This window comes from Gottfriedia acidiceleris (assembly GCF_004138285.1).
In the GTDB taxonomy this organism is placed as follows: domain Bacteria; phylum Bacillota; class Bacilli; order Bacillales; family Bacillaceae_G; genus Gottfriedia; species Gottfriedia acidiceleris_A.
Map to the genome: position 1 here is coordinate 88,729 of NZ_SCFN01000018.1, position 13,209 is coordinate 101,937.

Genomic DNA, 13,209 nt, shown 5'->3' on the forward strand with positions numbered 1-13,209 from the left:
TTATTTTCTACATTCATTTATTCGAAATTATCTTCTGATACCAGTTTGCCGCGAACTCGACTTCTTGCATGGTTAATTGATGACCTCTATTCTCCCAATGAAGTTCTACATCCGCATTAGCCTTTTCTAATAAAGATTTTAATTCGGCCGATTCCATGGGAGAACAAATTGGATCATTCGTACCAGAAGCAATAAATACTGTTTTACCTGATAAGTCTGGAAGTTCAATTCCTTTTCTCGGTACCATAGGATGATGAAGAATAGCACCTTTTAATGCATTTTGATAGTGAAATAATAAACTTGCAGCTATATTGGCCCCATTTGAGTATCCTAATGCAATAATATTATTTCGGTCGAAACCATACTTTTCTGCTGCATCATCAAGAAATTCATTTAATTCTTTTGTTCGGAAAATAAGGTCTTCTTCATCAAAAACCCCTTCAGCTAATCTTTTGAAAAATCTTGGCATTCCATTTTCCAATATATTTCCACGAACGCTTAATACAGAAGCTTCATCGTCAATTATTCCAGCAAGAGGTAATAAGTCTAATTCATTACCGCCAGTACCATGAAGTAATAAAAATGTTGGTTTTGTTGGATCTTGACCTTTATTGAATATATGCTTCATCGTTTATTTGCCTCCTTTAGGTTTTTCGATTTATCACCAATTGATACGTAGTTATTTCAGAAATTTATGATTGCCTCTTTTAAAGGCAATGTATCTGGATCTTTGAAAGCAAAATAATCAATCCAGTTCCATGTAATCAGTCAAGTTCTCTTACTTGTATCGGTAGCAAAATTTGCTCAATTTTTGCTCTATGAGGTTCATACTGTGATGGCAACATTAATTTTTCACCCATTGTTTCTTGAGATTCATCATGAGCAAACCCTGGAGGATCTGTCGCAATTTCGAATAGAATTTCACCATGTTCTCTAAAGTAAATGGCATTAAAATAATTTCTGTCTTGAACAGGAGTGACACCATATCCATTAGATGAAATGTAGTTTTTCCATTCCAATTGATCCTTGTCATCACTAGCTCGCCATGCAATGTGGTGTACTGTTCCAACACCCATTTGTCCACGTCCACTACGAGTTAATTTTACGTCGATAATATTTCCAATATCCGCAGTAGAACGATATCGAGCAAAGTCACCTTCTCTACCAACTAATTCAAGTCCCATTACTTTTTCTAACAATTCAGCTGTTTTGTTAGGCTGGGTTGAATATAAAGTTGCTCCACCAAAACCTTTGATAGCAACTTCAGGTGTTACTTCACCGAATGTCCAAGTATTGATATCTCCTTCTTCTCTTTCAACAATTTCTAAGTGAAGACCATGTGGATCATCGAATAGCAAATATTGTTCTCCAAAGCGATTCATGATTGTAAAAGGAATATTGAATTTTTCTAGTCTTTTTTTCCAAAATTCCATAGCCCCTTTGGGAACAACATATGAAGTAACTCCTACTTGACCGTCTCCAATGGTTCCTTGATGAGCTCTTGCCCAAGGGAAAAACGTAATAATTGTTCCTGGTTTTCCACCTTCATTACCAAAATAAAGGTGATAAGTACCTGGATCATCAAAATTGACGGTTTGCTTAACCATACGCAACCCTAATATTCCTGCATAAAAATCTAGATTTTCCTGTGGATCCCCTACAATTGCTGTGATATGGTGAATACCCATTGTTTTCTTACTCATTTGTCAACTCTCCTTTTAAATTAAAGATTAGCTGTATTAAGAAACTTAGTAAGCATAGTCAATTAATAAAAAAAATAATAATATTATTTTTAGTTTAAGAATTATTAATTCAAGATATTTTAGAATAAAAATGTATCTAAAGCATATTTACCAGGACCGGTTAAAACTACACTAATAGCCACTGCTAGCAAAGTTAAGTTATATTCATATCCATTTGATGTCGCCCATATTCCGTTTGGCGCATGAACTTTAATAATTGCCATTGCCATAGTCCCAGCAATCAAAATTCCTGCTACAGGGGTTAATAATCCAAAAGCAAACAATATTCCGCCAATAAATTCTGCTAGGCCCGCAATTAGCGCGATTGTTACTCTTGGTTTCATGCCAATAGAATCAAACCATCCACCAGTACCTTTCAATCCGTATCCACCGAACCAACCAAATAATTTTTGAGCACCGTGCCCGATGAACAATATACCAACTACCAATCGAATCAATAATAAACCTATATTTATCATATTAACTCCTCCTAAAATATATATATATCTTTAAATCGAGATAAAATAGTAAAAAAAATTTTAAGAATAAACTTTATTTCTTACTTTATTCAAAAGCTTAGCAAAAGTATCAGTCTCATCAAAATCTAATGAATCAAACATATTACTAATGAAATCATTGTATTTCGGCATAATTTCGTTCATCAATTCATTACCTTCATCAGTTAATATCACATGTATTACTCGGCGATCATCTGGACATGGAATTCTGCATAATAAATCTCTTTGTTCTAGCTTATCTATAACATATGTCATCGAACCACTTGAGACCAATATTGAATTTCCAATTTGTTGTATTGTTTGTTTCTCTTTTTGATATAGTACTTCTAAAACAGAAAACTCAGTTATGCTTAAATTGTATTTTGCCATTTCGTCCTTTATTCGGTCATGAATTGCTTTAGATGTTTGCATTAATAGTAGAAAAGGTAGATTTTTGCATTTCTTTTCCATTAATTTCACCCCCTAAAAATTATTTCAAATTAAAATATCTTGAATACAAGATAATATTAATACTTATTATTTTTTTTGTCAATAAGCTTTTATATTTTTGGATTCAGCCAAATACCTATGTTTATGGTAATTACATAAAAGAAATATGCGATATTCACAAGAAAATTCTATAGTATCTCAATGAATGCAATATAAGAGAGTTGAGAAAAATTACCATGTTCCCTAATAGAAACCCTGAGTTGTTATTTCTGTCTTCAATAGTTTATTATGGGAATGAGCGGTTTTTTATTCGGTTTTTCTCTTAATTAAAAGTAATAAGCTATTTTGGGATGTTTTGATAACATCTACTTTAAGTAAAAATAAATTAGTGCATTAAATAATATCATCTAGAATAGAGAGAAGTGAAATTATGGAATTAAGAGAATTAGAATTCTTTATAGCCATTTGCGAGGAATTACATTTTACAAGGGCAGCAGAAAAATTAGGAATATCACAACCTGCTTTAAGCCGTCAAATAATAGCTCTTGAAGATAAGTTAGGAGTACGTTTATTTGATCGCTTAGGTAAAAAAATCGCCATAACAGAAGCTGGTAAAATTCTACAAGAAGAATCCGAAAAAATATTCACTAATATAAAATATATCTATGAACAAATTGGAGAGCTTCAAAAAGTAAAAAGGGGTAATCTGATCATTGGTGCAATGTCGGAAGAGTTAAGTCAGCTTGCGTCTGTAATTTTCCTAGAGCTTCACCGAATGTATCCCTATTTACAAATGAAGATCATTATGTCTGATAATATTGAGGATAGAGTTATTCAAAATGAAATCGACATAGCATTGACACACATGCCTTTAGAGAATGAACAGTTAACAAATACCCCTTTATATAATGAAGAATTTTATTTAGTTGTTCCTTTTGACCATCATTTAGCTGAAAGAGAAAAAGTTGATTTTGAAGAGATTAAGGACATACAACTTGTCCTAAGTCCCAAAAACCACAATTGCCGAAAATTAATTGATGATGCCGCTACATCTATGGGATTTGTCTTCAAGCCTATCATAGAATTAACTGATGTTAATTCCATTTTGAGTATAGTAAAAGCAGGTATTGGAGCTACCATACTTCCCAATACTCTTCTCACTTCGCAGAATTCTGAAACCCTTAAAGTAATTAAAATAGTGAATCCTGTAATTACTAAGGAAATTGCCATTGTACATCATAAAGAGAAGTATATTGGATCTGCTGCTAGAAATTTTATTGACTTGTTGGTTGCATATGTGAATTTGACAAGTCTTTATGAAAAGGATAATGAAATTGCTTTGATTCATTCTTAACAGTTCTCATAAAAAATTCCCCATTCCATAAAACGGAATGGGGAAAAGTTAAGAGTAAATATCTCTTAAAGTTATTATTTTAACGTTGTTTTTTAGGCAATTTTATTCGGTGAACACTGCCACCTTGAGTTCCGACAAACAAATATTCTTCGTCAGGCGATAGTACAAGTGCAGTCGTATTTTTGTTATCGAGGCCTTCGGATATATTAGTCCATGTTACTCCCCCATCCACACTCATTAACACACCACGACCTCCTTTAAGAAGTCCCCTTTGTTTAAAGGAACCAGTAGCAGCATAGATAACATTTGGATTACTAGGGGAAACGATGATATCATTTACATACATGTCGAGCTCAGACTCAGCATACTTTGCTTTTTCTAGGGTTTTCCCTCCGTCAGTGCTGACATACAAATGGGTTCCTCCAACCACTAAATGGTTTGAATTGTTTGAATCAATCGCTAAACTGCTTACAGGAACGTTTTGAATTTTTTGGAATGATTGGCCCATGTCTTTGGACAAAAATAGACCGTCATTTCCGCCTGCCCAAATTCGGTTAGGATCTTTTGGATCACCGGCAATAGCTGTAAACTTGTGTTCTTGCTTTATATCTTTCCAATTTTCCCCACCATCCTGGCTAATCCACAGACCAGTCATACTAGACCCAGGGATAGTATATGGGATCACGATTTCATTCGGGTTGGCTGGGTGAACCAGCATGTTAAGAGGTACTGAGTCATCTTCAAATTTTAAATCCCAGTTTTGTCCTCCGTCCTTGCTTCGGTAAACATTCATTGTCCCTACCCCACTAAAGCGTATTTTATAAACGACATTTGGTTCTGTTGGAGACGAAGCAATTTGAAACACTTGTTCTCCAAATCTTCCTTCACCTTCAGCCGCTCCCCATTCGAGTGTTGTGGAATCAACTTTTTTTAGGACTGGTAATGCTGTCCGGTACGTGTTGGAATCCGTTCCGGCAAGTAACTGGTATCCTTTGGAGTTCTTGGATATAGCCAAGTCATAAACCGTTGCTCCAGGAATACCGACTCGATTATATGTTTGCCCTTTATTCTGTGTTTCATAGATTCCTGCTTGTTCAGAAGAAACATAAAATGGGCGATTACCAAATCGAGAAGATTTTGTACCTAAGGCAAAATCGATTTCATAGGAGTTATAACCTGGGAGCGGTTTTTTCCAGGATTCCCATGATTTTCCGTAATTACGGCTTACCCATATTCCATCATACGCTGTTCCTACATAAATACCACCATCCAAAATTTTTACAGCAGATACATTACTAAATGGTACTTGATCGTGCGTAATTTCTTTCCAATCTTTACCTTTGTTAAAGGAAGCGTACAAACCGGTACCCCATGTACTAGCAATTAGAATATCTTGATTACCTAGTATTTCCTTTGTATTTGAATAAAGCGGTTGAATCAATTGCTCGGATGTAGCCTTACCAGAGAATACGTCTTTTAGAACGTAAACGCCGTCTGATGAAAGGTACAGGTTATTATTCACAAGCTCTGCGTCATTTAGATATGGCCACCATCCAGATAATTTCTCCCAGTTCATACCTCTATCCAAGCTGACATAGACTTCGTTTTTCGTAATTGCAACTAGTTTCTGTCCACTTTCATCAATTACTAAGTCAGATATATCTATATCTGGAAAAGGTAAAGTTCTCCATGTTTTTCCGCCGTCTTTGCTGGCTAATATTTTACCCATATAAGTTGGATCAACCAATCTATCTGCTGAATTAATTGGCACATAAATATTTTGTTCATTTGTGGGATCAACCACCATTGTCCTTGGCAATCCTCCTAAGACAGGAAAATTTCGATACTCATGCCAAGTATCTGTCCCATCCTCCTTAAGGAAAAGAGAAGGATTCTCTCTGGATAACACTGTCATGCTATTAGGATTTTTTGGATCAAAATTCATCAGGCCAGTATTAGAGTAAGGTCCAACTGAGTCCCAGGATGAAGCGTGTTCCTTATCAGCTGGTAATTTTTCCAGATAACCAGAACCTATTATGCTTGATTCGTCAGTCGAGGAATTATTGACTGTCGAAATTGCATCAATACGATAGATTCCCACTTCGCTTGTCTGAACTGGCACACGCCACCAATGACTACGATCTAATACAGAAGTCACTTGATTTGTCTTTCCGCTTGGAGTTCGTATAGTCACTTTTGGTGCTTGTGACAAATCAACCGGACTGTATATAAAGGCTTCCGTTTCATTCACTGATGATGCTACTGGATCAGGTGTTGCAGTAATTTGAAGATGCCTTACAGTAAATTGGTATGGCTCACGCAAATGTTGAGATTCTGTTGCTGATTGTATATTTCCTTCTATCCATCCCGAAATAACCGCATCCTGATCCGGTCTATCCATATTGATGCTCACTTCAACATTGACCTGTTGACCTGGTTCTATATGAATATGAGATGGATTCACAGTTACCGCTGCCTCGGATTTTGAATCGTCTTTAACCGTGAAATCCATATCAACCGGTTTTTCACCGTGATTGTTCAAAGTTAATGAAGCGCTTTTATGAATCTTCGAATCTTTTAAATCGGCAATTCCTAAATTTAATGCATTAGGTGAGGCGACGACATTCGTTTCCGCCGCAGCCTTAATATCCAATCTTCCTGCCCCTTGTGTAAGCACATCATATGATGCCAATGGTTTCGCGGTTTCTTTTAAAGCACTGGAAATCTCTCTGGCATTCCAATCCGGCTTGAGTTGTTTCAGAAGCGCAGCTGCACCCGCCACATGTGGGGCTGCCATACTTGTCCCACTCATTCTTGTGTAACCGGACTCATCATTCTGTTTCTTAATATAAGTCGAATTGATTTCAACACCTGGAGCGACTAAATCAGGCTTTGCTCGAAGGTCGGAATTACCACGAGAACTAAAGGAAGCCATTCTATCCGTTGCGTCTTTTCCAGAAACCGTTATTTTGACAGGTCCCTTGGCCAAGTAGGACTTTAATTCCTCAGCTTTTGTTTCATCAATTTTCATTGCGACCAGCGTTTCCAATCGGCTATCCACTGATGAATCTGCTAGGAATTGATCTTGTTCTTGCATCTCTCCACTTAAGTTAGATGAATATTGAGATGGAATCGATTCTCCTAATTTAAAAACAGATGCAAGTTGAGGACCAAGTTGCATAGGCTGGAAAAAGAGCGCAGCCTCGGCCCCTTTTTCTTGAGCTGTTCTCCCTGCTGTATAGAAATATTGCTGTGGATCAGCACCTTGAGGCAATTGAATGAGAACAATCTTTCCTTTTACATCTAATCCATTATAGTTTTCAGGTCCTCCTTCTCCAACATCTACCAGCTCGCGAGTGGTTTCTGCTTCAGGAGGATTAGCTGTAAACCCAAGGCGGGTAATAGATAAGTTCTCTTCAAGAGGTGAAACCATCTTCGCTGCTGGTACTTTAATACCGCTTGCACTTGCTCCAACAGCAAGTACCCCCTCAGCCATAGCTGGAGCACCAATGGTACCATAATCAGGTCCCGCATTCCCTGCTGCCGCGACAACAACTACACCGGCATCAACAGCATTGTGAGCAGCTTGAGAGATAGGATCATTACCATCACCAGGACCACCTATACTCATATTAATTACATCTGCTGGGAATGGATTGTCTGGCGAAATAGAAGCTTCTATTCCGTCAATGATATCAGATGTATATCCTATTCCATCTTGGTTTAGGACTTTATAGGCTGTGATGGAAGCATCAGGAGCCACGCCGGTCACATTTCCATGCGCAGCAATGATTCCGGCAACATGGGTTCCATGGCCGTAGTCGTCCATCGGATCATTATCATGATTGACAAAATCATATCCCCCGACAACTTTATGCCCTTGCCCGAATCCCCCTCCAAGGTCAGGGTGATTATAATCCACACCTGTGTCAATTACAGCGACTGTCACTCCCTTCCCTGTAATTCCTTGATTGTTTTGGTCGTGCTTAGACCAAACGTCAGGAGCACCAATCAAAGGGACGCTGTCTGCTAAGTCTGCATGATATTCTTGATCCGGATATACCGCTTTTACTCCAGGAAGTGAACGCAGTTCATCAATTTTGTTTTTGGGTACTTGTAATGCAACTCCGTTAAATGTGAACGTATATTCGTTAGATTTGTTGAATGGAATCTTCTTTTCTTTTATTTCTTGTATTACTTTCCCGTGAGATTTTTTCAAATTATCAATTTGATCTTTTATCTTTCTTTCTGTAGTTTTGGAAACGGCTCCAATTTGTTCTAAATGAGGTGTGGTTTGAATGGCAGGAGCACCTTCCATTTCGACCACAACACGTGTCATCGCATCATCGGGACTTGATCCTTGCGCCTTACTTATTGGAGCATCAAAAATAAATTTAGCATTAGAGAATACTAGGGCTGAAGCAACCATACCAGTCGCAGCTCTTCCCTTATACCACTTAGTTCGTTTTTTCATCTTTGCATCACCTTTATCACAAATTACATTTCAGGACAGCTGAATTACCCCAACAAAAACGGAAAAATTATACTATTCTAAATGTTAAGGCTATTATATGGTGATATATTTTTCTGGTAAATGACATTCTTGTTATCATAATGATTCATTTTAGTTATTAATAAAAAAGAATGAAACACAAAACTATATCAGGAAAATAAATATAACTCTATTCTTTTAAGCTTCTTTAGTGAAAAATAAATTTATTTTTTAAAATTGGATAGTTCTTTATTTAAGGAAGAATAGGATAAAATGTCAAATTGTAATTACTCATCTTTTAAAGGATTGACCTTCTTTGTTTCTGATAAAACTTTATCAAACCATTCTATTAAAATACTAAAAATCACGGTTATTAATATGAGAGTTAGATCCTTATGATAAACAAATTCAAAGAAAATCAAAAAAACTGCTCCAATTTGAGAACAGCTTTTTTCTTAGGATAACTCAGCGTTTTAATTACTCATATTATTAGAAAAAATAATAGGAAATAGATGTTTCAATAATATAACATTTTGTATTTTTTAATTAACATTTTTTTATGGTCAATTACAAGATTTAATGTTGAAAATAATCACTTCAATCCAAGTAAAATCTTTAAACGCAGTTATGAAGCTTTGGTTAGATCAGATGAAATTACTGATTTTTTGAATACTTTTTTATGGCGATAATATTCAAAAGTTGCAAGTATAATATTGATTATCGCAATGATAAAATCTCACCAGAATACGGCAGTCATATCGATATTTTTTGCTAATTGACCTGTAAAATAAGAGATTACTATGAATGCAGAACTTGATCCGGTGCTTACATAAACCGATATTGTTGCTTTATTTTTAGGGAATAATTCTATAATTACTGTAATACATAATTGAAATAAACCTGCAGTTTTAAAACCGATAAGAAAAGAACAAACTATTATCAATATAGGTTGGTTGCAAAAATAATAATATCAATAAAGATAAAGAAGTTAAGAAAGGATACAAAATTAAAATTACGATGAGACTAATAAACCGATTGATAACTAATGCAATTATTAATACGGACCGACTCGAAACATACATACAATAGCTTCTTTTGAAACACTGCCTTAAGCATCTGTAACTGTTTGGTAATAAAAGCAATGTGAAACTTTGTTTCCATAGTATTGCTCGTAGTTAGTGGGTTTACTACATATGCACTAGTAACTGCGTTATGGTTGTTTAAATTAATACAATTTTAAATTTTTTCAAAGTGATAGTTTCTTGGCTATCTCTTTTTCTTTCTCTCAATCTTTATTATTCGTGGTTTCAAGTTTATTTAGGTAATCTCTTAAAAAGCCAATGGATCGGTTTATATAAATGGTGTCATAATATAGCTTTGTCATCATTAGAGATCCTTCAATAGTGGATATAAATATAGTTGTAAAAGTTTCAGAATCTATCGTAGGAATGATTTCTCCGTTTTTTATCCCATTTCGAACTATTCGAAGAATCATTGAATATAAATCATTCATGGCCCTTACTGTCGCCTCCCTTAAATCGGGATGTGCATCATCTGACTCTATCGCTGCATTTAAGATCGGACAACCTCCAGGAATGGGCTTCCCTTCTACTAAAAACAAAAAAACATCAAGTATAGCATTCAGCTTTTCAATAGTAGTATTTTTGTTTTCAATTTCTTTTTGAAAAGTCATGGACATGGGATTAATTGAGTAAGAAAATGCATCCAATGAAAGTTCTGCTTTACTCTTAAAGTGATTATATATTCCACCTTTTTTCATCCCAGTTATTTCCATGATAGTAGTAATAGGAGTACTCATATAACCTTGTGTATTTAATAGTCCAGAGGCTTTTTCAATAATCATCTGCTTAGTTCGTTCGCCTTTACGCATATTTTTGTCCTCTTTTCTGAATGATTTTTCATACTGATTGGTCTGTTATATTTAGTATAACTCTATAAGTCTTCAAATTCACATTATTTTTATCTGAATCTTTTAATTATATTGACAAATCACGTCTTTTAAAATATATAATAAAAACAGACCGCTTTGTATATTTTTAATGAAAGGGTGTTAATATGAGTAAAAAAGTTTTTGACATGAAAAAAATTATGAATGGTGAGGTCCCACCACCGCCCATTGCAAGGTTAATTGGTGCGGAACTTGTAAATGTCGAAGAAGGAAAAGCAGTTTTTGAATTACAATGTGATACAGAAAAACATGCGAATCCTATGGGTACAATCCATGGTGGGATTTTATGCGATATTGCAGATATGGCGATGGGTGTAGCCTTTGCGAGTACATTAGAAACTAATGAAACATTTACAACCGTTGAACTTAAAATTAACTATTTAAAACCCGTCTGGAACGAAAAAATTATAGCAAAAGGAGAGGTAATGAAAAGAGGAAATACTATAGGGTTGATTAAGTGTGATGTTTTTGATGAAGGAGGTTCCTTAGTCGCCCATGCTTTAAGCACATGTATGATTCTTCGAGGAGAAAAATCAACAGGAAGATAGGTGTACAATTTTAGCTTATAAATTTATAACGTAAAAACATATAAATCATTTGGTATTTAGTAATTTAAGATTCTTACCTTAATAAAAAGAGGGAATTTAATTCCCTCTTTTTTTGACATCTTAATTCGATATTTATTTATACTATTTCAACACAATAGCTGAATAGTGGTCCCCAAAACCAAATTATCTGTCTATTATTCGGGTTCATAATCGTACAATGAATATTTTAAATTAATCATCTAGAGTTTTTGTGATAGCTAAATTAAAAAAAGGAGCGTTTCTCGATGTCTCATTTCATTCTCCTCGTTCCAATTTTTTAATTTGTTCCTGCTGCTCCTTAACCAATTTTTCCATCCCGTTGTATATTGTTCTTTCTATTTTTAATGAATTCTTTAGTTTTCGAATGGCTTCTTTTTGCTGTTCAACTGTCTCGGCTTGCTTTATTAACCAAAGTAAATCTTTTAGATTAACATTGTCTAAATAGTCATAATGATTACAGTAGTCTTTTATTCTTTTTATATTTTGTCCATCTGTCATAACCCTTCATCCTCTCTATTAATCAATAAAAAAGGAGAAGAGCAGTATGCCCTCCTCCCATATCTCATGCAAAATGTTGTTATACTATTTTATCCCTATTCCTTTACCTTATTCAGAACACTGTTCTTTCTTCAATATATAAAGTAGATAATTATCCCTATAAAAATCCAGATACAGAAAACAACATGTAAGAAAAACTAATTGTAAAACTAGTATCCCAGGGAAGTTTAGTTTGAAAGTAAATAATCACTTGTAAGTGAGGTTTTTCCTCTTTTCATCTGATATGTTTCATACGAGACTTCTTAGACTAATCTGCGAACACTGCCATGTTGATTGATACTAATAGGTGAAAGTTAAATCACCTGTTAATCAATATAAAACCACTAGGTGCAAATGGTGATTTTACTCTTTTCAGACGAGGACTACGAACTAGGTTTTTTAAGCTAAGCAATTTTTTATGAGTAATGAAATTATTTTTTTAAGTGTGTAAAATGTTCATTCTTTTAATAAAGTTGTTGTCTACATGTAACTTTTCAATAAACTTTAGTTACATAAAAAAAACTGCCCCCAAAAAGAATCGAGAACAGGATTGATCGTTACTAAATATTATCCAATGTATTATTATTAAATATTTAAACTTGTACTTCTTGATCAAATCCAAGAATGTTTTCAATCATTAATGAAAGTTTGTTTAGTATTTCTTCGTCACCACAACTCCAAACTTCCATTTCATCTACATAAAATGTGAAAATTTTGTTATTAAGGATTTTTCCTTTTTTTGTTTTTTCGTTTTCTACTAGTTCAAAATATACTTCACCTTCTGTAGCAATAATACCAATGATTCTTGATATTCTTGTAGAATTTAATAATCCTACTTCTTCATTTAATGCATATTTATTACCTACGATTTTTATAAAACTACGTGTAGCCGAAGGAGATTCTCTTTTAAATTGCTTAAGGAAAAACTTCATTTTATCTTTATTATTGTCTTTGCTGCTGTATTCTTCAAGGATTTCAAAGACTGTTTTTGTTACTTCTTTATTTTTAATACGATATGAAAACGTTTCTTGTAACGAAATACCTTTGTTTCTTAGAACGTTTAGCAATGATGTTTGGATCATATTTTTACCTCATTTCCTATTATTTACTAAACAACTTGGTATCGAAACCATTTTGAGAAAGAATAATGTTATTAAAATATCGCATGCGTTTGTTGTAGTAAAAGATCGGCTTTTTCGTCGAATTTTTTATTAATTATCTGGCATTAAAATATGCAGCCTAAGTCCAGAGTGATTGGAGCAAAAGCTGCATATTTTATTCTTTTATTTAATAGGTTATTACTTTATCAGTAAACCTTTTTTATCTATTTATTTACCTTCATGAGCTCCAAACATATCTTGAGCATATTGAACACCTAATCCATAAGCTCCACCATGTTCTTTCGCAATATCTAAAACTTGGTTATAAGTTGCACCGTTAGCCCAGTCACGTTGTAACTCAAGCATATATTGCATCCAAGTAATTGGGTGTGCTCCAGCTTGAATCATACGTTCAATAGCCATATTATGAGCTTCAGTAGATACACCACCAGAAGCATCAGTTACAACATACACATCATAA

General features: G+C 34.5%; 10 protein-coding genes and 1 pseudogene. 2 read left to right on the forward strand and 9 right to left on the reverse strand.

All coding sequences use genetic code 11. From position 1 onward, the window contains the following. Positions 1–13 precede the first annotated feature (13 nt). The 4 genes from EP747_RS19595 to EP747_RS19610 all read right to left on the reverse strand — a co-directional run bounded on the left by EP747_RS19595 (position 14) and on the right by EP747_RS19610 (position 2,710). Positions 14–628: an alpha/beta hydrolase gene (locus EP747_RS19595; protein ID WP_129691756.1), complete on the reverse strand. Its 615-nt coding sequence runs from the start codon at positions 626–628 to the stop codon at positions 14–16. Positions 629–764: 136 nt separating this feature from the next. Continuing rightward, a complete protein-coding gene (locus EP747_RS19600; RefSeq protein ID WP_129691757.1) occupies positions 765–1,703 on the reverse strand; it encodes a ring-cleaving dioxygenase in 939 nt (312 codons plus the stop codon). Between the two features lie 119 nt (positions 1,704–1,822). Continuing rightward, complete coding sequence (locus tag EP747_RS19605; protein WP_129691758.1) at positions 1,823–2,221, reverse strand: DoxX family protein; 399 nt, start codon at positions 2,219–2,221, stop codon at positions 1,823–1,825. 60 nt (positions 2,222–2,281) lie between these two features. Then, the gene (locus EP747_RS19610) at positions 2,282–2,710 is read right to left on the reverse strand and encodes a MarR family winged helix-turn-helix transcriptional regulator (RefSeq protein ID WP_114343794.1); all 429 of its coding nucleotides are present in this window, start codon (positions 2,708–2,710) and stop codon (positions 2,282–2,284) included. A 409-nt stretch (positions 2,711–3,119) separates the two neighbouring features. Here EP747_RS19610 and EP747_RS19615 point away from each other — a divergent pair, with 409 nt between their 5' ends. Continuing rightward, the gene (locus tag EP747_RS19615) at positions 3,120–4,043 is read left to right on the forward strand and encodes a LysR family transcriptional regulator (protein WP_129691759.1); all 924 of its coding nucleotides are present in this window, start codon (positions 3,120–3,122) and stop codon (positions 4,041–4,043) included. Between the two features lie 79 nt (positions 4,044–4,122). Here EP747_RS19615 and EP747_RS19620 read toward each other — a convergent pair whose 3' ends face one another. Both EP747_RS19620 and EP747_RS19625 read right to left on the reverse strand, forming a co-directional pair. Further along, complete coding sequence (locus EP747_RS19620; protein ID WP_129691760.1) at positions 4,123–8,517, reverse strand: S8 family serine peptidase; 4,395 nt, start codon at positions 8,515–8,517, stop codon at positions 4,123–4,125. Between the two features lie 1,303 nt (positions 8,518–9,820). Then, positions 9,821–10,426, reverse strand: a complete 606-nt coding sequence (locus EP747_RS19625; RefSeq protein ID WP_129691761.1) for a TetR/AcrR family transcriptional regulator — start codon at positions 10,424–10,426, stop codon at positions 9,821–9,823. A gap of 185 nt (positions 10,427–10,611) precedes the next feature. On the opposite strand from EP747_RS19625, the gene EP747_RS19630 reads away from it, so the two are divergent. Then, positions 10,612–11,052 (forward strand): PaaI family thioesterase, encoded by a 441-nt coding sequence (locus EP747_RS19630; protein ID WP_129691762.1) that lies wholly within the window; start codon positions 10,612–10,614, stop codon positions 11,050–11,052. A 294-nt stretch (positions 11,053–11,346) separates the two neighbouring features. Here the strand turns inward: EP747_RS19630 and EP747_RS19635 are convergent, their stop codons facing one another. The 3 genes and pseudogenes from EP747_RS19635 to EP747_RS19645 form a co-directional block, all read right to left on the reverse strand. Continuing rightward, on the reverse strand, positions 11,347–11,589 hold the full coding sequence (locus EP747_RS19635; RefSeq protein WP_129691763.1) for a hypothetical protein: 243 nt from the start codon (positions 11,587–11,589) through the stop codon (positions 11,347–11,349). A 632-nt stretch (positions 11,590–12,221) separates the two neighbouring features. After that, positions 12,222–12,710, reverse strand: coding sequence for a hypothetical protein (locus EP747_RS19640; RefSeq protein ID WP_129691764.1), 489 nt, complete (start codon positions 12,708–12,710; stop codon positions 12,222–12,224). Positions 12,711–12,956: 246 nt separating this feature from the next. After that, positions 12,957–13,209, reverse strand: a pseudogene (locus EP747_RS19645) (isochorismatase family protein); the annotation flags it as partial.

Bases quoted from the DNA above. Each gene is read 5' to 3' on its own strand.
- EP747_RS19595 (WP_129691756.1), bottom strand. From the start codon at position 628: ATGAAGCATATATTCAATAAAGGTCAAGATCCAACAAAACCAACATTT.
- EP747_RS19600 (WP_129691757.1), bottom strand. From the start codon at position 1,703: ATGAGTAAGAAAACAATGGGTATTCACCATATCACAGCAATTGTAGGG.
- EP747_RS19605 (WP_129691758.1), bottom strand. From the start codon at position 2,221: ATGATAAATATAGGTTTATTATTGATTCGATTGGTAGTTGGTATATTG.
- EP747_RS19610 (WP_114343794.1), bottom strand. From the start codon at position 2,710: ATGGAAAAGAAATGCAAAAATCTACCTTTTCTACTATTAATGCAAACA.
- EP747_RS19615 (WP_129691759.1), top strand. From the start codon at position 3,120: ATGGAATTAAGAGAATTAGAATTCTTTATAGCCATTTGCGAGGAATTA.
- EP747_RS19620 (WP_129691760.1), bottom strand. From the start codon at position 8,517: ATGAAAAAACGAACTAAGTGGTATAAGGGAAGAGCTGCGACTGGTATG.
- EP747_RS19625 (WP_129691761.1), bottom strand. From the start codon at position 10,426: ATGCGTAAAGGCGAACGAACTAAGCAGATGATTATTGAAAAAGCCTCT.
- EP747_RS19630 (WP_129691762.1), top strand. From the start codon at position 10,612: ATGAGTAAAAAAGTTTTTGACATGAAAAAAATTATGAATGGTGAGGTC.
- EP747_RS19635 (WP_129691763.1), bottom strand. From the start codon at position 11,589: ATGACAGATGGACAAAATATAAAAAGAATAAAAGACTACTGTAATCAT.
- EP747_RS19640 (WP_129691764.1), bottom strand. From the start codon at position 12,710: ATGATCCAAACATCATTGCTAAACGTTCTAAGAAACAAAGGTATTTCG.